A 24,305-nucleotide genomic window follows, 5' to 3' on the forward strand; every position below is an offset into this window, starting at 1 on the left:
CATCAAGCCAAACAAAAGGGCAACCGCAAGGGCTGCCCTTCTACTTTCAACTCGACTTACTCTTCTGCTGTCAGAGCTTGCAACAGCGCCAAGGCATCCTCATGCTCCGGCTCCAGAACGAGCGCCTCGCGCAAGTAGGTCATCGCCGCTTCCTTATCTCCCAGTTCATAGCTGCATATAGCCAGACAGAATAAGACAGTCGGGACAGACTCCTCTTCATCGGTCTCAATCGATAAGCTCAGGAACTCCTTCGCGTCATCGTAGAACTCCATCTCGAACAGCAACAACCCGGCATCAAGCGCCAAATCATAACGCTGCTCCATCACATAGAATGACGACCACATGATGTGTATGCCATTTTGAATATCCATCAGTTCTTCTTCGCCTGCCTCAGGCAGCAGAGCCGAAATCCGTTTCGTGCTCTGGATAAAGAACTCCGCGTCGTATCCGCCGAGCCGCCAGAAAGCCAAAATTTGCTGCAGCCCCATCGTGCCCAAATGCGGATCGACCCACTCCTTCAAGCTGAAGAACTCGTCCGGTCCAAAGCGATCAACAAACCGCCGAAAAGCCAATCTCGTATTGGCATACCGCGTTGGCGATTCCAGCATGAGAATACAGCCGACATTAATCGCGTTATAATGATGCTCCTTCGTAAAGAGCGACAATGCGCCTCGCTGCTCCAGCACATGTTGAATCGCATGATAGTTTGCCGTTAACGAGAAGCTGCCGTGATGAAAGAATTCCGGCGGCTCCGCAAGGTCCCAGTGCTCCAGCCGGTGATCGCCTTTATCCGCCGTGATCAGCAGAAACCCTGCCTGTGACAGCCGTTGGAGCCGATCCAAGCAGGTCAGACCGGCTACCGGGAACAGGATATATGAATCATCAAGCTCCTTCACGTACATCCGGATCAGATCGTGATACGGGTACGTTTCTGCTTGGTACTCCGGAGCCGGGCGATTCACGTAATTCAGCTTCATATGTTTGATGGTTTCTGACGTTGTAAGCTCTTTGAGATTATCCGGAAACTCGACACTGATATCGCACTCATAGACCTCGCCATCGCTGACATAAATCAACTCTTGCGGGATGACATCGAAGAAATAATTCGCGACGATCAGCAGCGGCTGCTTCAGGTCACCCGGACGTATCGTAGTTTGCGCTACAGCCAGATGCACCTCAGTATCCTGTACCGCGTCAAACCTTGCGAAGTCCAGCACGCCCTCTTGAATGAACGGCTGCATAGCGGGATGGTTCTGCCAAGCCAGTACGTTCTTCGCTGCCAGGTCGGTCATCACGTACCGGAAAGGCGGCAGCTCAATACCGGCATAATCGCGCAGCTCGCACAGTTTATGCAGGGTGTGAAATGCGAGGCGACCCGCACCCGCACCTAGTTCAATGATCGTAACCGGTTCAGTAAGATCCCCTGTGCCGGCCCGGTCTTGAAGAAAACCGAATATCATCTCCGCGTAAGAAGTAGCCATCATCGGATTACTCGATATATATTGCGGGACTTGGTCATTGTTCCAAGCCTTCATGCCTTCTTCTTCATAATAGTTGCGCTGCAGCTCCCATATCGGTGCTTCGCTGAAACGAAACTGTTGTCGTTTATTGTCTGCCATTCCGTGTAAACCTGCTTTCTGTGTCACCACTCGAGAATGATTATGGACGAAAGTATAGTCTCATTCACCTTGTCTCATCATAAGGCTTCCGAGGGAGGAGTACCAACAAATGTCGGATTTTAACCGGATACTAAGAAATTTGCTCCCATTACAATGCCCATACGCATGCGGAATATGTAGCTGCCCCTTACGAAATTAGCGAAAAGGACGCCGCAATAGGCGCCCTCCTCCCTGTAATCAGTATGTCGACGTAATGCCATTAGGCATGCAGCTTCTCGTCCTTCGGCAGGAAGATCGCGAGAATGCCGAGCAGCGGCAAGTACGCGCATAGCTTCATCATATATTCGATGCTCGTAGCATCGGCAATCCAGCCAAGAACGGCCGACCCCAAGCCACCGATACCAAACGCCAGCCCGAAGAACAATCCGGACACGAGACCCACTTTGCCGGGCAGCAGCTCCTGCGCGAACACGACAATGATGGAGAACGCCGATGACAGCACGAAGCCCGCACAGATACACATCACACAGGTCCAAAATAAGTCGCAATACGGCAGCAGGAGTGAGAACGGCGCCGTACCCAGAATCGAGAACCAAATGATATTTTTCCGGCCGTAGCGGTCGGCAAGCGGTCCGCCAAAGAATGTCCCTGCCGCAGCTGCGGCCAGAAATGCAAATAGAAATAACTGCGCATGCTGCACGGAAACCCCGAACGTATCCATGAGATAAAAGCTATAATAGCTGCTCAAGCTGGACATATAAATATGCTTCGATACCACCAGAAAAACAAGGATAACGATGGCCCACGTAATTTGTTTTTGCGATAATCCAATTCTCGAGGCAGCAGCTTTCTTCACGCTCGATGCCGCTTTCGACTTGGCTCCTGCGGGACGTAATTGCGGTGCATTATCCCTGTACCAACGCGCGACATAGCTCTGAATCAGAATGGCTGCGATTGCCGCGATGGAGAACCACAAGACGCTGATTTGTCCGAGCGGCACGAAGATCGCGGCACTCATAATCGGTCCAAGCGCACCGCCAATATTGCCGCCAACCTGGAAGATCGATTGTGCCAGCCCTCTTTGACCGCCTGCAGCCATATAGGCTACGCGCGAAGATTCGGGATGAAAGATAGCCGACCCGATACCAATCATCATAACCGCAAGCACAATATACGCATACTCAGGAGCTAATGCGAGCGCAACAACGCCCACCAGCGTAAAGCACACTCCGATCGGCAATATATAAGGCCGCGGGCGCTTATCCGCGTACATGCCGACCATTGGCTGGATAACCGCGGCTGTAATGTTCATCGCGAAGGCGATAAACCCGATCTGTTTATAGCTTAAATGCAGCGAGTCGCGCAAGATCGGAAACAGCGCCGTTACGGTGGATTGCATCGTATCGTTCAATAAGTGAACGATGCTGATCGCAAATATAATCGGAAAAACGGTAGCACCCACCGGAATCGCTTTGGTTAATGCTTTTGCCACGTTGAAGTCCCTCCCCTAATCAAGCTTAAGCCATCTAGCCGCTTATAATAAATGCATCTTCGCTTCTGCTTCATCCCAAGCGACCGTATACCCATGCCCCTTCGCGCAAAATATCGATGACGAGCTGTACAGCGGGTCCGCATCCTTGCGGTAATTCTTCCGCTCGATGACCGCTTGTTCATTATGACAACGATCATAACCGCCGAAGACGAAGTGCGCAATCCCTCTGCCATGCGTAAAAGAAGCCAGTTCCGTGCTGTAATCCATGAAAGTAGCGACGGGCACTCTGCCCGTTATGACCGCATGCGCAGCTGTTGTCACAGGCGGCTCGAACACGCCCGAAGCCCGCTGAATATCGGATAACACGCGGCCCATGTAGTCGATTTCCACTTTGATTTTATACTCGTAATAAGGCTCAAGCAGGATGTTCTCCGCCTTCTCCAAACCTTGCCTAAGGGCACGGAAGGTCGCCTCGCGAAAATCCCCGCCGTGCGTATGCTCATTATGGCCGGCGCCCGTCAGCAGCGTCACCCGTAAATCGGTGAGCGGCATGCCTGTTAACAGTCCATGGTGGTCGCGCTCATAGAGATGGGTTTTCACGAGATTTTGATTGCCGATGCTTAGATCGTTCGCATGACATTCGTTCATAAACGTCAATCCGCTGCCCCGCTCCCCCGGCTCCAGGCGCAAATGCACTTCGGCGTAATGCTTGAGCGGCTCGAAATGGCCATATCCGTTCACGGTCGACGTAATCGTCTCTTTATACAGAATCTCCGGACTGCCGAAGGAGACGGCGAATTGGAATCGTTCCTTAACGAGCTGCTCCAGCACTTCAAGCTGGATGAGCCCCATCACATGAATGTGGATCTCCTGCAAGCTTTCCTCCCAGATGACATTCAAGGACGGATCCTCGGCATTCAGCACCTGGAAGGCTTTGAGCACATCCTTCACATTCAACGACTCTGCCGCGAAAATCACCTTTGCCGTAAGCGTAGGTACCATATCATAGACCAGCTTATCCGAGTAGATGCCCAAGCCTTGCCCCGCCTCGGCGCTTGAAAGTCCGGTCACCGCAAACAAATCACCTGCCGAAATCTGGTCGACCGCTTGCGACTTGCTCCCGCTAATAAGAAGGAGCCGCGTCACTTTCTCGCAAATCTGATCTTCTCCATTCCCATAACAGAGCTCATCGCGCACCTTCAGCGTACCGCTCAAGGCCTTGATGTAAGTTAATCGCACGCCGTTAGGGTCATGACGGATTTTATAGACACGTCCCCCGAAAGGCGCTTGCTCATCATAATTCACTGTAGTCAGCTGATGCAGTTGATCCAGAAATTCGATAACGCCTGTGTCCTGCAAGGCCGATCCGCTTGCACATGGAAAAAGGCGGTGGCTGCCTATCTGATCCTGCAGCGTTCGCAGCCAGAATCCATTGTCCTCCGAACCGGCCAGGAACGTGTCCAATAACGTTTCATCCCGCTCCGCCATCCACTCCAGCAGGGATTCTCCGACTTGGCCGTCTTCCGCGAAATGCCCCGTGATCCTACACGCATCCGGCGTCAGATGCATGCGAATCTCCTCGAAGACGCGATCTACATCTGCGCCGACCCGATCGGTTTTGTTAATAAACAAGAACGTCGGAATGCGATGCTTATGAAGCAGCTGCCACACCGTTTCTGTATGGCCCTGAATGCCTTCAACCGCGCTGATGACGAGGATCGCAGCGTCCATTACCTGAACCGCCCGCTCCATCTCCGGCGAGAAATCGACATGCCCCGGCGTATCGATTAGGTAGTAGGTGGCGCCCTTGTAGGTCATGATCGCTTGGTCTGCGAACACCGTGATTCCTCTTGCCCGTTCGATGTCGTGGCTGTCGAGATAGGCATCCTTATGATCGACTCTGCCGCGCTCCCGAATGCTATGCGTATGGTACAGCAGCTGCTCGGCTAATGTGGTTTTGCCTGCATCCACGTGAGCGAACATACCGATTGTTTTTCGATTCATCGTATCTATCACCTTGATTTCACTGTGGGATTACTTCTTCCGGTCGGTCATGCCTGCCCATTATCATATCACACCACGCAAGGTGGCGAGCCGAATTTCGGTTGCTTTTGCAAAAGAAAAACCTCTAAGACCATTGGTCCTAGAGGTACTTTGCGCGCCATCACGATCGTATCGTAACGATTAACGCGCTCCCGCCTGCAGCAGCATCTGTTCAATTTCCTTAAAACGATGGTTATTTCTAGCGTGCTGCAGCGGCGTAATCCCGTCGCGGTCGGCGATATTTACGTCAGCTCCGTGATCGAGGAGCAGTCTCGCAATCTGCTGGTACTTCGGCCCGCCGTTTGTCAGAATGACCACTTCCAGCAGCGCAGTCCAGCCGAGATTGTTGATGTGGTTGACATTCGAATCCGTCGTCGTAAGCAGTACTCTTACATTCTCCACATGGCCTTTCTCTGAAGCAGGAATGAGTGCAATTCCGCCATATCGATTGGTCAGCTTGGTATCGGCACCAGCTGCAATCAGGAGCTTAAGAATCTCGAGCAGCCCTTCGGCGCCCGCATAGAGGAAGGGATTATCGCGCATATTGTCTTGCAGGTTTATATCCGCCCCGGCTTCAATCAATAATCGGACCACATCCGGCTTGTTCGCATGCGTCGCGGCCATTATCGCCGTTCTTCCTCTGCCATCCTGCTCATTGAGGTTCGCTCCTTCGCTTAGCAGCCGAGCTACCTTCGACGTATCGCCTCGTTCAGCAGCAACAATCATCTCTTTGCTCATATGCCGTCGCCTCTTCTCTTCCCTTTGGTGTATTTCTTGCCCCACTCGCCCATGCTCTCCAGAATCGGAATGAAGCTTTTCCCTGCTTCCGTCAGGGAATACTCCACTTTGGGAGGGACCTCCTGATACACTTTTCTGTGAATCATCTGATCTTTCTCGAGCTCCCTGAGCTGGTTGGTCAGAATGCCTTTGGAAATGCCGGGTACCAGACGCTGCAGCTCTCCGAAGCGCCTTGTCTCTCTCAGATGCCACAACATAATAATTTTCCATTTGCCCGCAATCACGTTCTGCGTCTCCGTTACCGGGCAAACCTCAATTTGTTCCTCGGGGATGCTTCCCTCGAATAAGGTCCGGGCCATTGTAAAACCCCCTCCGCTCTCATGGTCCTATTTATGTGACTAGGTTATATAAATGTGCCTACTACCGAAAATCGAATTATCCCTATAATATTGGACTATACAGCAAAACACAACTACTATTCGTGAGAAAGCGGAGGAATTACCCATGAAAATCGCCATCATCGGCGCCACAGGCAAGGCCGGAAGTCTTATTTTGAAAGAAGCAACGGATCGCGGCCATGAAGTTACGGCTATCGTAAGAAATGCTGCGAGAATCACCGACACGAACGTTAGCGTGTTAGAGAAAGACATTTTCGCCCTCACAGGGTCCGATCTGGTATCCTTCGACGTCGTAGTAAATACGTATAAAGCGCCGGATGGCGAGGAACATCTGTACATCGACGCCGGCAGAGCGTTGGTGCAAGCCCTTAAAGCAACGCCGAGCACCAAATTAATCGTCGTGGGCGGTGCCGGCAGCCTCTTCGTCGACGAGACGAACACAACTAAGCTTATGGACACGCCGGGCTTCCCGGATTTCGTGTATCCGACTGCTTCCAATGCGGGGAAACAGCTGGATGAATTAAGAAATACGGCTTCGATTACTTGGACGTATATCAGCCCCGCTGCTTTCTTCAATCCCGATGGTAAACGCACAGGCGCTTATACTTTAGGCAAAGATCATGTTATCTTAAATAGTCAGGGTCAAAGCTATATCAGCTACGCCGACTATGCCATCGCCGTGCTCGACGAAATCGAACAGCCGAAGCATGTAAACGAGCGATTTACGCTTGTAGGCGAAGCCGAATAAAGAATAATGAATTCCGATTGGAGGCAATTGTGATGCAAGTAGAAATTTGGTCGGACTTTGCATGTCCGTTCTGTTATATCGGTAAACGCCGCTTTGAGAAAGCGCTGGCCGCGTTCGAGCATCGCGATCAGGTTCAAGTGATCTATCGCAGCTTCGAATTGGACCCTCACTCGCCGAAACATGTGCCGCATGACGTGTACGACATGTTATCCGGCCGATACGGCATGAGCCGACAAGAAGCGATCAAGATGAATCGCAATTTGGCGCAGCAAGCAGCCGCAGATGGATTGGATTTTCGATTCGACGGCTTGGTGCTGACGAATACGTTCGATGCGCACCGTTTAAGACACTTCGCCGAGAAAGCCGGTAAAGGTGCCGAGGTATCCGAATTGTTATTCCGAGCTTATTTCAGCGACAATAAAAATGTAAGCCATCACGATACGCTCGCCGACATTGCGGCGGAAGTTGGTCTTGATCGTAATGAGACGCTGTCCATGCTAGCGGGAGAGCAGTTCTCCGACCGCGTACGCGCTGAAGAGGCGGATGGCCGCTCGCTCGGCATTCGCGGCGTGCCTTACTACATCATCGACCGCAAGCAGACGTTGTCCGGCGCCCAGCAGGAGACCATGTTTCTGCAAGCCCTGCAGCAAGCATGGGGCGACCGGCAGCCGCCCGAGGCTTCAGAGGTGGACGGCGACGGTTGCATCGATGGGATATGCGCCGTTCCGGACCACAAGTAACCTCGTTTAGCAAAATGTAGAGCCCCTTCCTCAGTTAATGGAAGGGGCTTTCTTCGTCGTACAAAGTATTACCCTGTAATGCTAAGTGTTATGCGGTAATACACGGTAATACTTCGCGTCACTCGGCGTTACCCCGATTACTCGGTATTGCTTATGGTGTTGCTCGGTAACACTCCGCATTGCTTCGTAATATCAGGCACTAACTCCACGCCTCGATATCTCCATCATCGATTTCTTCCATATCCATATCCGTCTCCGACTCCGACTCGGAAGAAGCATCGAGCTCAGAACTTCCTGCTTCCTCTTCCTCCTCCTCGATCGCCGCCGCAAGCTGCTGCCGATCTGTCGTAATCTGGCGATACATGCCTGCTGCCAGTGCCTCCGGAGAGTCCTGCAAATTCGTTCTCTCCATAGGGATATAGGCCTGCAAATTACGAACCCCGTTCAGCATGATTTCCTTCTCCACCAAGTAACGAAAGGAATCCATTAGGTTTGACTGCGCATTCAGCCACGCCATGACAAGCGGGTCCTCCGTCTTCTTCGTTTTGAGGCTGATATTGCCGCCGGGAAGCTTCGTTTTCTTCATCAAAGTCACCTCAATCGATCGGGCTCACTATGCCGGCTGCTCGGCTTTACTCTTCAGTGCTTCATAGATCTTGCCCCGTACGAAAGCATCCAGTCCCGCCGCATTGAGCTCAACCGCGTAGTCGGAAGGAATATAGAGCAGCTTGATCTCCCGCTCATCGCAAGCCTCTTTCAAATACGGATATAGGACAGTGCGCATCAGAATGCTGCCGCCGCCGTATACACAGATGAGATCGACCTCATTGCGCGCTTTGGTCAGCTGCTTCTTCACATGCTGCACGATTTGCTTCACTTGGCTTTCCAACGGCCTGCGTAACGTTTTGAGTGCCCGCGCATGGTACTTATGCTTCGGATTCTTGAGCACATCGCTGAAGAACTGCCTCGGACTATCCGGCAAATGAATCAGGCGGTTAAACTCCTGCAGCGCTTCCTCAATCGCATATCCCGCGCCATGATGGCTGCCGTGAATGAATTGGCGCAGAAACTTATTCCCCTCAGTAATCGGATATTCCGTCGAACCATCGCCAATATCGACATGAAGGATCCGTTTATCTTTGAAATAGCTGCCGTTGAATTTCTTCTCATTGCCATACGTCGCGGCGAAATCCGCAAAGATATCCCCTTCTCTCCAGTTGCCCGCCGCATCCTTCTGCAGCGTGAAGATAACCGGGGTCGCCTCGGGGACAACCTTCACGAATGCGAAGCTGATCTTCACCGCCACGCGCTGCACGCCTAAATGCACCGTCACATGATGCATGTCGGAAGTAAACCTTCTCTCGAACTTGGCTGAAGTCTCGTCCGTATGCTGCGTGACAGGCAGTGCGGTCGCCATATCGACTTCGACATCAATTTGCGCCGGTATTTTCTTCTCTTCCTCGAATGCCTTCTGCACGGCCAACGCGGCGATCTGAGCCAGCGTATTAATGATCGGCAAATCCATCTCGCTCTTCGAATCGATGCCAATCTGAATCGTATCAATAATTTCGCCGCTCTCCAGCGCAAACTTCCCGACGTAGTACATCCCCGGCCTTGCCGCAGGCGAATCCACCGTGACGACTAGTTGATCCTGCAGGTTCTTCACAAAGCTCTCCGGTGCTTGCTCCTCGCTCCATGGCAGCTCATCCACTCTACAATTCACATTAGGCTGCTGAATCAATTTGCCGTCAATGATCAGATCATGCTCACTGTTCCCGTTATCGTTGCCTACAAAGAAATGATAGTTCATTATCGATTTCCTCCTCAGGTGAAATGCATCCCTCGGTATTACTTTGACACACCAAGTAATAGTTAGCATCTAGCTAGAGTCCCAGCCTTCATTAGTCTTCTCTCATTTGAATTTGTCGGAAATTGGGGGCTGACGTATCCGCACTGCTCGTCGCCTTATCTAGGAGCATAAAAAAAAGCGCCTCTCCATTTCCGGAGAGGCGAAATATAGAATGGATGGCAAAGCCGGATCGCTTATTTCTGTGGAACCATGTTGTTGTAGATGCGTGTAGCGTTCACTTTGCCTGTGCTTACATCTTCGGATGTAAATCCGGATACGATATTACCGACTTTGAATTCTTTCGCCAGCAGCTCTTCAGATGGTGCGGCAGCAGTTGGGCCATCGATGCCCAGTTGCGTTTCCGGTGTTACGGTTACCCACAGATCGCCTACTTTGAAGCTTTTGCCGTCTGCGCTTACTTCGGTAATCACGCCATCGATATTCGCCATCATTTTGCCTGTAGTAGCCGGTTTTGTTGACCCTCCTGCCTCTCCTGTCTGCGGAGCCATGTTGTTGTAGATCACGGTTGCTTTCACTTTACCTGTGCTTACATCGTCGGATGTGAAGCCCGATACGATATTGCCGACTTTAAACTCTTTCGAAAGCAGATCCTCGGACGGCGCTGTAGCAGTAGGTTCATTGCTGCCCCATTGGGTTTGATCCGTTACTTCAACCCACAGATCGCCTACTTTGAAGCTTTTGCCGTCTGCGCTCACTTCAGAGATTACGCCATCGATATTCACTCTTACTTTGCCCATGATCGGCGGCTTCGCTGTATCTACAATTGCAGTCTGAGGAGGAGTAGTAGGTGTCGCATCATTGTTCAATGTGAAGATACTAACCGCCAACACCGCGCATGCTGCAATACCAACTGTCCAACCTGTTACTTTTTTCGTCATTACTTTTTCCATTTTCACTCGCCCCTTTGGGTTAATTGTATTGGTTTGTGTTTCCTTATCCATGTGCTGCATCTCTTGCATCAACTTCTTATATGTTGCTTCTTTGAAATCCTCGCTTGTTTTCACGTGGGACATCGCAGACTTATAAACAGATTTCTTCACTCTCCAGACCTCCAATCTTCTCTTTTAAGATTAAGCGTCCTCTTGCAAGCCAGGTTCCGACCGTCGCCGGCTTGGCTTGCATAATAGCTGCGATTTCCTGAATGGAATAGCCCTCGTAGTAATGCAGATGAATCGGAATACGGTACTTCTTGTCCAAAGCCAGAACAGCCATTAGAACGTCGTTTTCTTCCTTCGGGAGGTAGCTTAGGTCTTCTGGGACGGGATTCCTGTTTCTAAACCACCCTGCTTTAAGCATGTTCTTGCTTTTATTAATGGTTGTTCGAATCAGCCACGCCTTCTCATGTTCACTGGAATCAAATACAGGACGCTTTTGCAAATAGGTGAGAAACACCTCCTGCGTCACTTCTTCTGCATCCGCTATATTTTTCAAGTAGGCAAAAGCAATTTTGATCATGCTTTGCGAATATAGATCCAAGGCCTGTCGCACAGATTCATTGAGCTCATATGAATCGTACACCTCAGCACCTCCTTTCACTTGTAATACAACTGAGCACGCTCAAATTTTTCATTGGGGCGAATTTTTTTTTTAGCATGCGGCTAATTCGATAAAATAATGTCGAAAACCTAAACAAAAAAGGGCACCCTAATGGGTACCCTTTACTTATATAACTTTACAAAAGCACCAGCTGCGGAATGCGATTGCGGAACTGCACGACCTCATGAATATCATAGGATTTCAATAATGCGATCGCCTCGCCGAACCCTTGCTCCATGCTGCCGAGTCGATGCGCGTCAGAACCAAGCGAGAACAATGTACCGCCAAGCTCCAAGTACATTTCAATTAAATACGTATGCGGATGAATCCAGCCTTGCCGGAACAGTCCGGTCGTATTCAGCTCGAGCACTTTCTCCTTGCGAATGATCGTTTTCAACAAATCGTATAGAAGCGAGCTGCATCGCTCGTAATCCGCACGGCTTACCATGGACTTCGTATAACGGGCGACATAATCGAGATGGGCAACCACGTCGTAATTATCCATCCGATCGACGGCATCGCGTACATGCGTGAAATAATCCGTCAAAATCAAATCCATGGGCTGATTGTGAAAGGCCTCCTCGGCAAAATCGAGTACTCCGTTATTGTGCGCGGAAAGCAGCACCAAATCGAACGAGTAACCCTCCAGATAACGGTTGATTTCGTCATGATAATCTTTGCGATAGCCGACCTCGATACCCTTTCGAATCTCGATATCATACTGCTGACGCAGTGCATCAACTTCGCGTTCATAGCTGTCCATATCGATCAGAACATCTTTTTTAAAGTACTTGCAGTCATAATCAAAATGATCCGTCGTCACAACGGCCTGCTTGCCCCGCTTTACCGCGTTAACAACAATATGGTCCAGCGTTTCTTCTGAATCCGGTGAATAATAGGAGTGCACATGCTGATCCACAATCGTTTGGGGTACTTGCATACAGGTTAACCTTCCTTCGTGATTTCGTGATGACAGCCTCGAATTAGGCGATTACCCAGCCAACGCTTTCTTGGGCCAGCTTTTCTTTCCACTCTTGAGGCGGATCTTCATTGCATATCACAACATCGACATCATTATATTCCGCGTATTTGTACATGGATTTCACATTGATCTTCGAATGATCAATGACGACATGCACTTTATTGGAGCGTTGAAGCATCTTTTTCAGAAAATTGCCTTCATCAATGTCATAAGTCGTAATGCCATCGGCGATCGAATAGCCATTAGCCCCAATGAAGGCTTTATCGATATGGAATTTCTCCAGCAATTCGATGGTCAGCGAGCCGGAAGCAAACATTTGATCGGTATCGATTTCACCGCCGAGAAAAATCAGCTTACCCGTGAAATACCCGGACTTCTTGCGTTCGATAAGACTATTCAAGACTTGAATACAACCTGTGATGATGGTCAGGTTCTTTTTATTAAATAAGTGGTTGGCGATTTGAATGGTCGTCGTACCTACGCCAAGCGCAATCACATCGTAATCATGGATCAGCTCAACCGCCTTCACACCGACGCGCTGCTTCTCTTGAATATAGATCGAGTTGCGCTGGCTATAAGGCGCCTCGTACAGCGTGAAGTTTGGCTTGATGCCTCCCCCGTGTACGATGACCAGCTTGTTCTCTCGACTTAACGCATCCAAATCCCGGCGAATCGTCACCTTGGATACATTCAATTGCTCGGCCAGTTCATTGACCGTTACTCTGCCCTTCGCATTCAATTCCGCCACGATCATGCTCATTCTTTCAACCTGCAGCATCATGCTCCACCTACTCTATTCATATAATCAACCCGAAATACAGCCGATCTGCATTCCGGGTTGATCTACAGATCGAGCTATTAATCTAAGTAAATAGGATTGGTAAACGCGAATTTACCATACTTATCATAACATTCGATCCGAATAAATTTCTCGTCTCCGCGTAACTTTTTGCGAAGGGATGTGATGTCGTCGCCCAGTTCAATTTGATACTGACGAAGATCGCCATTCATATAAATGCGCTCTACCGGTGAGCACTCGAAGATCACTTCGCCGTCCTCGATGCGGAAATCATAAATTTCCGGTCCGGTCGAGGAGTAGAAGCTGCCTTCGACCAAGGCTTGGACAACGGCGTTACGCGTCAATTCAGCCGCTTTGACCACAACCCAACCGCCGAAGGAATCGCAGTACTTGGAATCAAGCGGATAGCGGTTGTGATTATCGTCGGTCGCGGTGCCCCACAGCTTCTTGCCTTTGCGCAGCAGCGTCTCCCACATCACGCGGGAATTTCCCATATTCTCCATCCACTCCGAGCAGTGATTGTAGACTTCGAGCGCGAACAGGTTCTCCAGCGCATAGACGTCCTCCCACTCTACCGTGGACCAATGCGGATGGTTGAACATGACGATATTGCCGCGTGCCACCATATCATCGATGAATGCCTGCGCCGTCTCGAAGCTTACGAAATCCGGCCAACGGATCGGTTCCATATGCTTAAATTGCTCTTTCGTTGCTGCAGCCAGGTGCGCATCCGTTCCCATGATGACATGGAGGTGGAAAATTCGGATATCGCCTGCCGGCATCGTAATCCCGACTTCGCTCGATGGCAGCGTGATGAAATTCGGCTCATTCTCGCTCTCGAAGTTCGAGAAGAAATCATGCTCCGAATGGGCAAAGAAGTGATAGCCTTTCTCCTTGTATGCTGCCCGCAGTTGATCTGTCGTCAGCGCACCGTCGGATAGTGTAGAGTGTCCGTGCAAGTTGCCTTTATACCAGCTGCCGCCATTCATGAAAATACTTTTCGTTACCATGTTCATTTATGCTCCTTTCGCGAATTCGCGCTTATTTGTTCTCGTCGATAATTTGCTGCGCTGCCAGTGCGGCATGATGCACGACTTCCTTCGGATCCTTGGACGTATCGATCAATGCGCCTTTCAGATCATCAAGAATAGCGGTGTACATGGCTTTCCAGTTCTTCTGCCAAGGGCGGCTGTGCGCGAATTGCAATTGATCGATCGCCACTTGGTATTGCGGCTTTTCTTGCAGCCATTGCTTCATTTCCGGTGTTTCGAGCGAAGACTTCGTCGTTGGCAAGTAACCTGTCGTTTGGAAGAAGTTTGTTACATTGTCGTCTTGCGCCAAGAAATCAAGGAACTTGCCTGCCGCTTTCTTCTGCGCTTCCGTCGCATTGTCGAGAACGATCATGTTCGCGCCGCCGGTTACGACGACATTCTTACCGCCTTCTTGCGGCTGGAAAGCCACTGCAACGTTGAACTTGGCGTTCTTGGTCAGCTCGCCCATGGATCCGATTGAATCCAAATCCATCGCAACCTTGCCGTCAAAGAAGTTTTGCTTGATGAGATCGGATTGATTGTCTTGCGCGCTATAGGCGTTGAGCATCGATTTATCATGGATCATATCTTGGAACAGCTTGATGATGCCGGTTCCCTTCTCGTTATCAAACACGACCTGCGTACCGTCTTTGTTCACCATTTCGCCGCCGTAGGAATATACCGCAGACTCCCAGTACCATGCATCTGAATCCCAATAGCCGGAGAAGCCATATACGCCTTTAGCCGGATCGCTTAGCTTTTTGGCATACTCATGCAGCTCTGTCCATGTTTTTGGCCCTTTCGGATCCAGTCCGGCTGCCTTCAACAAATCGGCATTCATATACAGAATCGGCGTACTGCGGTTCATAGGAGCTGCTTTGAACACGCCATCTACATAGCTGGAGCGAGTCAAGCCTTCGTTATAGTTCGCAATCGTATCTGCCGACATATATTTGCCTAAATCCGCCGCAATCGGATTGTAGCGAGCCAAGAAGGACTCTTCGATTTGGACGATAACCGGTGTATTCTTAGCGACGAGTGCAGCTTCCAGCTTCTCGGCTACGCCGTCATAGCCGCCTTGGCCCGACATGACGATTTCAATATCCGGGTTTTGCTCATTGAACTTCACAATTTCGTCTGCGATCAGCTTGCCGTTGCCATTGGTCGGATCCCAGATCGACCAGAAGTCGACTTTCACTTTCTCACCGGCTGCCGCGGTTTCATTCGTATTGGCATTGGTGCTTGCTTGTGCATTGATCGCGTTGTTCGTTGTGCTCGAAGAACAGCCAGTTACCGTGATTGTCGTTGCCAAGATCCCCATCATTGCAGCATGTTTCGCATTCCATTTCATTTGTCTCTAGCCTCCACTCGATTTTTATATTAAGGGTTACTTAATACCGTATACAAAAGCAGTCTTAATGAAGCGGTTCGCCGCCAGATAGAGCGCCAATACCGGGAGGATCAACATCATATTGCCTGCCATGACTTCATTCCAATGCGTTACGCCGCGGGTATCGGCAACCAAGGTTTTGACCGTCATCGGCAAGGTTCGCACCGCCTCCGAATTGGTTAAGACGAGCGGCCAGAAGTAGTCATTCCATTTGCCAATACAGGTAAACAATAGAGTAGTCAACAGGAATGGCTTCGAGATTGGCACCATGAGCCCGGTAATGATTTGCAGCTCCGAGGCTTGATCGAGCTTAGCGGCATCCAGCAATTCTTCTGGAATTTGCTTGAACGCCTGCGTCAGGAAGAAGATGGTGAAGGATGAGAAAACAAACGGAATGATTAGGCCCCAGTAGGTATCGAGCCAGTTCAAGTCGCTGATCAGCACGTACATCGGGACGAAGCTCACTTGGGTGGGCAGCACCAGGTCGACCAGCACCAGCGCGAAGAGAATCCCGGAAAACCTGAACTTCTTCTTGGCAAAAGCATAAGCAGCCGGCACGCAGACGAGCAATTGTCCGAATGCAACGGAGAGCGTAATAATGACCGAGTTCGTCGCATAGTGGAAGAAGTTAATATGTACCCATGCCGTCTTATAGTTGATAAATTGCGGGATGTTCGGAATCAGGTCCGGCGGGAATTGGATCGATTCCACGTACGTTTTCAACGACGTACTCACTACCCAAGCGAACGGGAAGGCAAACATGAGGACTAATGCAATGAGCAAGAGGATACGCATGACTTTGGCCGTATATCTCATCGTTCTATAATCCTCCTTTATTGATAGTGAACTTTCTTAGCGAAATAGTAATAGTTAGCCACGGCGATGATGCTCACGAGCAGCATGAATAGGACCGAACCCGCGCTTGCTTTGCCGATATTGAACTGCAGGAAGCCAATTTGATATATCCAATACACGACCAAATTCGTTGAATTCTCCGGTCCGCCCTTGGTCATCAAGCTCACGATATCGAATGAACTGAAGGACGCGATGGTCGCGGTAATGAACATGAAGAAGAGCGTCGGAGACAGCAGCGGAAGCGTAATGCGGAACAGCCTTGTCCATCTCCCTGCATTGTCAAGCTTAGCGGCTTCATAGATGTAGCCCGGTATGGACTGCAGACCGGCAATAACGATCATTACGCTATAGCCAAGCGCTTTCCAAATGGAGACGATAATGATAGACATCAGTGCCGTGTCAGCACTCATCATCCATTTCAATGTTGGCAGTCCAAGCTCATGCAGCACATAGTTGAGAATCCCCCTGCCCGGATCCATCAGCCACATCCACATCACGGTAATGGAGACGCTCGATAGAATATGCGGCGTAAAGATGATGCTCTGCACGAGATTATCGACCCACTTGTTCTCCTGAAAGAAAATCCCAAGCAGGAAAGCCAGTATGATCCCGATTACAACGGTAAAGAAGCTGTAGTAAAGCGTATTACGCAGCACCTTCCAGAACACGGGATCGTGAAAAATGTTGATGTAATTCTTAAATCCGACAAAGCTCTTTGTCCCTAACACGGTATCCCAGGTGAGGAAGCTGACCTTGATCGCGAAGAAGGCGGGATACAAGGAAAATACACATACGAGAATGACAGCCGGTGCAATAAGTACATAGGGGTTACGTAAGATTTTATTAACCATAGACATTGCCTACCAACTGATTATTCGTCATGGTGACACCATCCATCGCCTTGACCTGACTCATCACGGCATCGATGAGCGCTGCATCTGCTGTTCGCTGTTCCTTGCTGTCGAAGAAATATAAATCCTGTTCGGCTATGTAGAGCTGGACGGCATCGTCGACGCTTAAGTCCGCCTCTGTTTTCATAATGATTGTGCCAAGGCCGGTGGCCACATGATACAAGTGATCCATCCCCAGCATTTCCTTGGTCATGACCACCCCAGCCACCTTCGTGCCTTGAAAATCAGCCTGCATCGTTAATTTCACTTTCTGAGGACGGAAACCAATCGTACCGATTGTCGGCAAGTGAATCGTATTCATGCCCGGATCGCCGATAAATGTCGCCACGAACAGGTTGGCCGGATTCTCGTACACTTCCTTGGGTGTCCCCTGCTGCATAATACGTCCATGATTGAAAATGACAATATCCGTAGCCATCGTCATCGCCTCGATCTGATCATGGGTAACGAATACGAACGTTGACTTCAGACTGCGATGCAGCTCGATGAGCTCACTCCGCATTTGATTGCGCAGCTTGGCGTCCAAATTGGATAACGGTTCATCCATTAGAAACACTTCCGGTTTCTTCGAGATCGCCCGTGCCAGCGCAATTCGCTGCCGCTGCCCTCCGGATAAGGTTGAAGGCCTCGCATTCACATATTCCTGAAGCCCCACCATTCCCACCACTTGCTTAATACGCTTCTCGATCTCTTCCTTGAGATATTTCATATTCTTCAAACCAAATTCGATATTTCGGCGCACCGTCATATGAGGGTAGATCGCGTAGTTTTGGAAGACCATCGCGATGCCCCGTTCCCCCGGTTCCTTCTTTGTGACATTCTGCTCGCCAATGTACAGCTGCCCGGCACTAACCTCTTCAAGTCCCGCAATCATGCGTAAAGCCGTCGTTTTACCGCAGCCGGAAGGACCTAACAACACCGTGAAAGAACGATCTTTAATTTCCAGATTCAAGTTCTCGATAACGGTTTTTCCATTGGAATATGTTTTTGCGATGTCTTTCAAGTGAATTGCAGCCATAGCTCTCATTCCCTCCCATTCCCAAACACACCTTATCTTTACAACCTGTTCTACACTTCAAATCATAAGCATGCTATGTAAAATGGAGATCAATTACGAATGAATATATTGTTAATTTTATTTTTAGTAACCTTTTATGTTCTTTTATGTTCCTTTAGTCGGATATGGACAGCAAAAAAAGAGGCATATGCCCCATCTGCGTGCAGAATCGGGCATTGCCTCTATGTTTTAAAAACTATTCTTGAACCTTTCCTAACTTAACCTTCGGACCGGCAGCCTAATTTCAATCAAGGTTCCGTCATTGCCATTGCTCTGGTAGGCAATATTGCCTTGATGTTGTTTAATTATGCGATGACTGATCATAAGGCCGAGCCCTGTTCCCTTTTCCTTCAAGCTGTAGAAAGGCTGTCCCAATTGAGGCAATAGCTCCTCCGGAATCCCGCAGCCATGGTCTTTAATCGAAATGAGATACTCTTCTGCTGCTTCTACTCTTAAGTTGATGTGAATCTCACCGCCATTTGGCATGGATTCAATCGCGTTCTTTAATATATTGAGAAATACCTGCTTAAGCTGATTTTTCTCGCAGGTAATAGGAAAATGAGTGCCTTCATAGCCACGGATAAATTCAATATTGTTTAGAAGAGCTTGAGGAGAAAGAAACTCAACCGTATACTCAATCAGATCTTTGACGTCTGTATAGGCAAGCTGAATGGATTGCGGTTTGGCCAAAGAAAGAAATTCATTCGTGATGGTTTCGATCCGCTCCAGCTCACTTAAGAGCAAATCGCTATTCTTTATCAAAGGATTCTCTCTTTTGTAAATCTGCAGGAACCCTTTCATGGTTGTCAGCGGATTTCGGATTTCATGAGCCACGCCGGCAGCCAATTTCCCGACAACGGACAGCTTCTCCGATTGCAGAAGAAACTCCTCCGCTTTCTTTCGTTCGCTAATATCCCGGCTAATAATAACGACGTGATCAATACTTCCCGCCTCGCCCACCACGGGTCTGCAGCGGGACTCAAATTCGATCCATCGCCCTTCCTTGTGCCGCAGCCGAAATTCCATGGAATGTGACTCACTATGTTCAAACATCTTCTTGATCGCGCTTCGGAACATGACCACGTCGTCGGCATGCACGAACGAACACAGTTCAACCCCTTCTAATTCAGATCGTGCAAACCCTAAGATGTGCTCATGGGAGGGTGAGAAATAACTGACGGAATAATCCTTGTCCATCAGGGCAATGAGATCCGATGTGTTCTCCGCGATTAACCGGTATTGGGTTTCACTGACTTCCAGTGTTTTCTCCATATATTCCTTCTCTGCAATGATTCTACGGAGTCTCTCATTGGATTCAATAAGCAGCCCTCCAATAACTACGCCTAAAAACACAAATAACAAATACTGCAGGTGAAAGAGAGGTAAAGCGACGAGAATTTGAAAAGTGAACACGGTGCACAAATAGCCGACAATATAGCCCCCGAATAACACCGCGCTTTTCTTAAGCGGCGTAAGGCGAGGCATATACAGATATAACCCGGTAAAAATCGCGATGTTAATCAACCAGCCTATGATGGCCGGCATCCAATTGCCACCGGATAGCAGTCTTGTAATTAATGAAAATGAGCCTGCAATGATACCCGGCACAGGCCCAAGATAGGCATATACCAGCATTACAGGCGCATATCGGATGTCGTAGGAATAGCCTTGTTGTTTGACAGAGAGGATGACGAGAATCACAGATACAAGCCCTGCATATACACCGATCCACAGGCGCAGCTGCTTCAGCGATCGACGAATAATAAACGAACGGATGACTAAGGGAGTACTGACCATGAGTGAGAAAATAGAAAGATTAACAAAGTAATCAAAAACGATCAATTCGCACCACCCTTATTGTGTCATTGATGTCCGTGACATGATGGCTGCTTGCTCTAGCATTCTCGTAATCCATACCTAAATTTTTACATAGCGTTGCTCTTCCTGAAGTATAAACAATCTCAAAATCAGAATCAACACCTTATATTCGGGCTAGGAATGGGCAGCTCTCCACGCATCAAGCTGCCTTTGCACTTCCAACCGTACCTCCTCAATTCCTGCTTGCCGAAGCTCCTGATTGAATTTGGGCAGCACCGCATCCACGTTCACACTGCCGGTCATCAGGCTGGGAAAGTACTTTTCCCACACCATCTGGATGTTCTGCACTTGAATCGGCACGCGGGACAAATCCGGGGTAAAGCCGAGCGTGCTCGAATTGACGGCTTCCTTGTTGCTGGCGCGGAACTGACTCCATTTATCCAAGGGATCCGGGTATTCCCCGCCCATCGTTTTCAAAATAAACCAATTGCCCTGGGTGTACTGCACGCCTCCATAGCTTGGCTGCGCGCCCGGAATCGGCGTACCGTCGCTGTCCTCGGGAGGCTTCGGTACGACTTGGCCGTTGCTATCCAGCGTGTAGTGGACACCTTCAATGCCGAAGTTAAACAGGTTGCGCACCTCGGGATCCGTGTTCAGCAGATTGAGAAATTTCACGCTCTCGACGGGATGTTTCGTATCCCTACTTACGGCCATGACTCCGCCGCGCATGGACTCCGTTGTGATCAGCGCCGGTGTTACCGGGTAAGCCACAAGCTTGTAACCCCGATCCTTGCTCCAGCTATTCTCGGACAGCGGTCCGCCTCCGGCCTCTTTCCAGAATACCTTGACGCCCCGCTTCAACCCTTGGCTCTCGCGCATGGCGGCATCTTCATTGATATACCCCTTCACATAATAACGCCGAAGAATATCGAGCACGTTCCGGGCTTCCTTCGTTTCGAAAATATTCACAACCGGGGAGCTGGGATCCAGCACGCGCACCATTAGCGGCAGCGTCTTCTCCGATACGTATTCATAGCCGTCTAAGGCAAAGAAGTTCTGTGAGTCCTTGTCGAGCTCCATCGGCTGATAGTCGGGCTCCTTCTCCTTGATCATCTGGAACAACGGTTCAAGAGAAGCCAGCGTGGTGTATTTGGAAATATCAATGTTGTACTTCTTCACCAGCGCATCCGGGTACATCCACTGGTCCCGCACCGCTAATTCCTTATTGGTCGGCACGCCGTAGATGCTGCCGTCATCCATCCGCACGCCTTGCCAGAATTTCGAATCAATGGCATCATACATATCCTTACCCACATTTGATAAATAATCATTCAGCTTCAGCCATGCGCCGCGCTGCGCATAGGTCGTGTATTCGGGCGCAAAAGCAATATCAAACGGCGTGCCTGCAGACACGAGCGTATTCAGCCGATCTTCATACTCCTGCCAGCCCACCTTAATATAGGTGATCGTAACGCCGATTTTCTTGGCCAGCACTTCGTTGATCTTATCGTTGACCATCTGAAGGTCCGCATCCGGATCGCCGATTGTGTAATAAATCAAATTCACCGTGTTACCGGGTAATGCCGCATTCTTGCCATTGCCGGATGTGGAGAAACAGCCGGATACAAGAAGCGTCAGCATGATGACGAGCACAAAGGTTGCAACGTAGCGACTTGGATTCCGTTGTTGTCGGCGCATCGCGGCACTATTCCTTTCTGCGCAAATCCGACGGAGATTTGTCGAAATAAGCGTGAAAATGGGAGTAGAAATAGTTCAGGTTCGGATATCCGACAGAAAGCGCGATGCTGACAATTTTCTCGTCCGTAGACTGAATGCGCTCCTGGGCGCGAAGCATCCGATAGGCCATCAGATACTCCGAGAACTTCTTCTGCGTCTCCTTAAGAAACAGCTGCCCCAGATACGTGCCATTCATGCGAAAACGTTCTGCAACCGATTTCAAATTCAGGTTCTGCGCATACTCCGCCTTGACGATCAACAGGATACGATTCGTCAGCTTGGACAAGCTATCATAGCGCACGCCGAGCACGGGATCGATATCCAGATCGTCGCGATCCGACCCTTCGATCGTTCCGTGCAGGTCCTCTACAATAATCTTCTCGACCAATTGCTGCAGCTTCGTACGGTCGACAGGTTTGAGCAGATAATCCTTCGCGCCGCAGCGGATGGCCTCCAGTGCATACTGAAATTCGCCATAGCCGCTCATCATAATATATTTTGAAGGAAGACGCAGTTCATTGAGCTTGTGGATCGCATCATAACCACGCTGTTTGCCGATGCATACATCGAAAATAGCCAGGTCAGGTAAGAAATCCACTGCTTTCGAGATTGCGCCTTCATACGTTTCGCTTGTCTCTATTTGGCCAAAGCCGTACTTCTCCCAATCCAGCGTTCGTTTCACGCCCTCCAGAATCTGCGGCTCGTCATCTACGATCAGTAGCTTGTACATCGAAAGTAGCCTCCTTGGATAGGAATACACATATTTTAACGCCGGCTTCCTCATTGTTGTCGATAGTCATCGAGAATCCAACCCCATAGAAGAAGTGCAGTCTTGTATACACGTTACGTAAGCCAATATGGTCCGTCTCGGCGTCATCGCCTCTGGCGAGCTTATTTCGGATTTCAGCCAAACGCTCCTCCGGGATCTTGTTGCCATTGTCCATGATCTCCAGCACGAAACGCTCCTCTTCCTCCCAGCCATTCACGATTAGCAGGTTGAACTCGCTCTCGGGGTTGAAGCCATGGATGAAGAAGTTTTCTGCCAGCGGCTGCAGCCAGAATTTCACGGTAGGTAAAGCTAATAGCGGCGGTTCCACATTAAGCTGATAATAGAAACGCTCCGGGTATTTAAATTCCATGATTTTCAAATACTTCTGAAGCAAGTTTAGCTCGCTGCCGAGCGGAATGATATTCTCGTTCTTCACAATATCCCGGTACAGCGCCCCCAAAGTGGCGATAGCATCGGAGGTGTGGTCCGCACGATTCATTAGTGCAGAAGAACGGATAACCTCGAGCGTATTATAGAGAAAATGCGGATTGATTTGATGCTGAAGCGCTTTCATTTCGGTTTCTTGCTGCTTAAGCTTGAGCAAATAATTCGTTTGGATATGTCGATCGAGCTGTTGGATCATATCGTCCAATTCTCGTGCAATCATACCATATTCGTTCCTTCGGTAACGCGCCGGGTTAACGAGCGTAAAGTCCGCCGTCTTCGCGCGTCCGATGGACAGAATAATCCGCCGCAGGAAGTTCGCATCCTCGCGCAGATTATAAACGATGAGCAGCAATACGCTGATCATCGCAACGAGCACGATCAGAAACACAATGAGCAATACGCTTGCTTTCTGCCGAATCAGCGGCGCCATATCTACTATACTGACAAACCGATAATCGAACTCCGTGGAATTGAAGGATATGAAGTACACCGCATCTGCAAATCCCGTCTTCAGAAAACCATGGCTGCGTCCGTCCGCCACGATTCTGCGAACGAGCTCCTCTGTGTTTCGGCCGCTGCCGGCGATCTGGTAGACGTCTCCGGATGCGCTGACTGCCGCAGCCTCGCTCAGATGATAGTTCTGCACCGTCTTAAATATGCGGTTGCTGCTGACCAAGAAGCGGAATTCGCCCAGCTGGCGAGCGATCTGGTTCGGATCGGAAAGCTTCTTATGATAGACAAACCCTCTTTGGATGGTCTCGCGGAACATCGGGTCCGTATTGGGCAGACGGAATTGAAAACTCGTATTGCCGTTGCTGTCGAAGCTCACCACATTGCCCTCTAGTGCGGTATGCAGGCTAATTTGAGTGATGTCGCCCTTTCCCCCGTTGCTCAGAAAGGACTTAATATCCTCGGGAAAGGAGACGAGCGGTCGATTATAATGGCTGTTCTGCAGCCTGCTCGTTAGATAACCTTCTGCGGTATTTCCTAAGAAGCTGCGCACATCCGATACCAGCCCGCTATTGGAATAAACCCGCTGCATGAAGGCTTCGATTCGGTCGGCATCATTTTGAAGGGTGTTTTCCACGCGGGTAAACGCGCCATCCGCTTCATTTTGAGCATTTTTCACCCATTGATCCAGCAGTACCGCGCAAGTGAGCGCGCCGATCGTCAGGCCAATGAACACCACAAACACCGCATATGCAATGAATTTGCCGCGATAGATCTTAATTTGCATAAATGAAAGCATGCGGCATCTCCTTTGCAAGTAGGCTTTTGTCGTACCCTACTCTCAACCTTATAACGTTGTTGCCTTGAAAAGCAAT

General features: G+C 49.8%; 22 protein-coding genes. 2 read left to right on the forward strand and 20 right to left on the reverse strand.

What is annotated here, in order from left to right; all coding sequences use genetic code 11:
- Positions 1 to 56: 56 nt before the first annotated feature.
- The 5 genes from AC50Y3_RS15105 to AC50Y3_RS15125 form a co-directional block, all read right to left on the reverse strand.
- Positions 57 to 1,619: a tetratricopeptide repeat protein gene (locus tag AC50Y3_RS15105; protein WP_494819541.1), complete on the reverse strand. Its 1,563-nt coding sequence runs from the start codon at positions 1,617 to 1,619 to the stop codon at positions 57 to 59.
- Positions 1,620 to 1,878: 259 nt separating this feature from the next.
- Positions 1,879 to 3,111 (reverse strand): MFS transporter, encoded by a 1,233-nt coding sequence (locus AC50Y3_RS15110; RefSeq protein ID WP_494819542.1) that lies wholly within the window; start codon positions 3,109 to 3,111, stop codon positions 1,879 to 1,881.
- Positions 3,112 to 3,153: 42 nt separating this feature from the next.
- The gene (locus AC50Y3_RS15115; protein ID WP_494819543.1) at positions 3,154 to 5,115 is read right to left on the reverse strand and encodes a GTP-binding protein; all 1,962 of its coding nucleotides are present in this window, start codon (positions 5,113 to 5,115) and stop codon (positions 3,154 to 3,156) included.
- Between the two features lie 180 nt (positions 5,116 to 5,295).
- Positions 5,296 to 5,892, reverse strand: a complete 597-nt coding sequence (locus tag AC50Y3_RS15120; RefSeq protein ID WP_494819544.1) for an ankyrin repeat domain-containing protein — start codon at positions 5,890 to 5,892, stop codon at positions 5,296 to 5,298.
- The gene (locus AC50Y3_RS15125; protein WP_494819545.1) at positions 5,889 to 6,251 is read right to left on the reverse strand and encodes a winged helix-turn-helix transcriptional regulator; all 363 of its coding nucleotides are present in this window, start codon (positions 6,249 to 6,251) and stop codon (positions 5,889 to 5,891) included. The genes AC50Y3_RS15120 and AC50Y3_RS15125 overlap by 4 nt, the downstream gene beginning before the upstream one ends.
- Positions 6,252 to 6,396: 145 nt before the next feature.
- Here AC50Y3_RS15125 and AC50Y3_RS15130 point away from each other — a divergent pair, with 145 nt between their 5' ends.
- Entirely contained in the window at positions 6,397 to 7,038 is a 642-nt protein-coding gene (locus AC50Y3_RS15130) for an NAD(P)-dependent oxidoreductase (protein ID WP_494819546.1), read from the forward strand.
- Between the two features lie 32 nt (positions 7,039 to 7,070).
- Positions 7,071 to 7,778: a DsbA family oxidoreductase gene (locus AC50Y3_RS15135; RefSeq protein WP_494819547.1), complete on the forward strand. Its 708-nt coding sequence runs from the start codon at positions 7,071 to 7,073 to the stop codon at positions 7,776 to 7,778.
- Between the two features lie 199 nt (positions 7,779 to 7,977).
- Here AC50Y3_RS15135 and AC50Y3_RS15140 read toward each other — a convergent pair whose 3' ends face one another.
- From AC50Y3_RS15140 to AC50Y3_RS15210, 15 genes are all read right to left on the reverse strand, one after another.
- Positions 7,978 to 8,364 carry a hypothetical protein gene (locus AC50Y3_RS15140; protein WP_494819548.1) on the reverse strand — a complete coding sequence of 129 codons (387 nt, stop codon included), beginning with the start codon at positions 8,362 to 8,364 and terminating at the stop codon, positions 7,978 to 7,980.
- Between the two features lie 27 nt (positions 8,365 to 8,391).
- Positions 8,392 to 9,588, reverse strand: coding sequence for a ParM/StbA family protein (locus AC50Y3_RS15145; RefSeq protein ID WP_494819549.1), 1,197 nt, complete (start codon positions 9,586 to 9,588; stop codon positions 8,392 to 8,394).
- 233 nt (positions 9,589 to 9,821) lie between these two features.
- Complete coding sequence (locus AC50Y3_RS15150) at positions 9,822 to 10,688, reverse strand: DUF5666 domain-containing protein (RefSeq protein WP_494819550.1); 867 nt, start codon at positions 10,686 to 10,688, stop codon at positions 9,822 to 9,824.
- On the reverse strand, positions 10,669 to 11,166 hold the full coding sequence (locus AC50Y3_RS15155) for an RNA polymerase sigma factor (RefSeq protein ID WP_494819551.1): 498 nt from the start codon (positions 11,164 to 11,166) through the stop codon (positions 10,669 to 10,671). Before AC50Y3_RS15155 ends, AC50Y3_RS15150 begins: the two co-directional genes overlap by 20 nt.
- Before the next feature lie 154 nt (positions 11,167 to 11,320).
- Complete coding sequence (locus AC50Y3_RS15160) at positions 11,321 to 12,124, reverse strand: histidinol-phosphatase HisJ family protein (protein WP_494819552.1); 804 nt, start codon at positions 12,122 to 12,124, stop codon at positions 11,321 to 11,323.
- 43 nt (positions 12,125 to 12,167) lie between these two features.
- Positions 12,168 to 12,926: a DeoR/GlpR family DNA-binding transcription regulator gene (locus AC50Y3_RS15165; RefSeq protein WP_494819553.1), complete on the reverse strand. Its 759-nt coding sequence runs from the start codon at positions 12,924 to 12,926 to the stop codon at positions 12,168 to 12,170.
- A gap of 98 nt (positions 12,927 to 13,024) precedes the next feature.
- The gene (locus AC50Y3_RS15170; RefSeq protein ID WP_494819554.1) at positions 13,025 to 13,975 is read right to left on the reverse strand and encodes a CehA/McbA family metallohydrolase domain-containing protein; all 951 of its coding nucleotides are present in this window, start codon (positions 13,973 to 13,975) and stop codon (positions 13,025 to 13,027) included.
- Between the two features lie 31 nt (positions 13,976 to 14,006).
- Entirely contained in the window at positions 14,007 to 15,347 is a 1,341-nt protein-coding gene (locus tag AC50Y3_RS15175) for an ABC transporter substrate-binding protein (protein ID WP_494819555.1), read from the reverse strand.
- A 36-nt stretch (positions 15,348 to 15,383) separates the two neighbouring features.
- On the reverse strand, positions 15,384 to 16,202 hold the full coding sequence (locus AC50Y3_RS15180) for a carbohydrate ABC transporter permease (protein WP_494819556.1): 819 nt from the start codon (positions 16,200 to 16,202) through the stop codon (positions 15,384 to 15,386).
- A gap of 17 nt (positions 16,203 to 16,219) precedes the next feature.
- A complete protein-coding gene (locus AC50Y3_RS15185) occupies positions 16,220 to 17,092 on the reverse strand; it encodes a carbohydrate ABC transporter permease (protein ID WP_494819557.1) in 873 nt (290 codons plus the stop codon).
- Complete coding sequence (locus tag AC50Y3_RS15190; RefSeq protein ID WP_494819558.1) at positions 17,085 to 18,170, reverse strand: ABC transporter ATP-binding protein; 1,086 nt, start codon at positions 18,168 to 18,170, stop codon at positions 17,085 to 17,087. Before AC50Y3_RS15190 ends, AC50Y3_RS15185 begins: the two co-directional genes overlap by 8 nt.
- A gap of 252 nt (positions 18,171 to 18,422) precedes the next feature.
- Complete coding sequence (locus AC50Y3_RS15195) at positions 18,423 to 20,051, reverse strand: ATP-binding protein (protein ID WP_494819559.1); 1,629 nt, start codon at positions 20,049 to 20,051, stop codon at positions 18,423 to 18,425.
- Between the two features lie 150 nt (positions 20,052 to 20,201).
- The gene (locus AC50Y3_RS15200) at positions 20,202 to 21,725 is read right to left on the reverse strand and encodes an ABC transporter substrate-binding protein (protein WP_494819560.1); all 1,524 of its coding nucleotides are present in this window, start codon (positions 21,723 to 21,725) and stop codon (positions 20,202 to 20,204) included.
- A gap of 7 nt (positions 21,726 to 21,732) precedes the next feature.
- On the reverse strand, positions 21,733 to 22,494 hold the full coding sequence (locus AC50Y3_RS15205) for a response regulator transcription factor (protein ID WP_494819561.1): 762 nt from the start codon (positions 22,492 to 22,494) through the stop codon (positions 21,733 to 21,735).
- Positions 22,469 to 24,229 carry a sensor histidine kinase gene (locus tag AC50Y3_RS15210; protein WP_494819562.1) on the reverse strand — a complete coding sequence of 587 codons (1,761 nt, stop codon included), beginning with the start codon at positions 24,227 to 24,229 and terminating at the stop codon, positions 22,469 to 22,471. The genes AC50Y3_RS15205 and AC50Y3_RS15210 overlap by 26 nt, the downstream gene beginning before the upstream one ends.
- Between the last annotated feature and the right edge of the window lie 76 nt (positions 24,230 to 24,305).

Source organism: Paenibacillus sp. J22R98 (genome assembly GCF_059383835.1).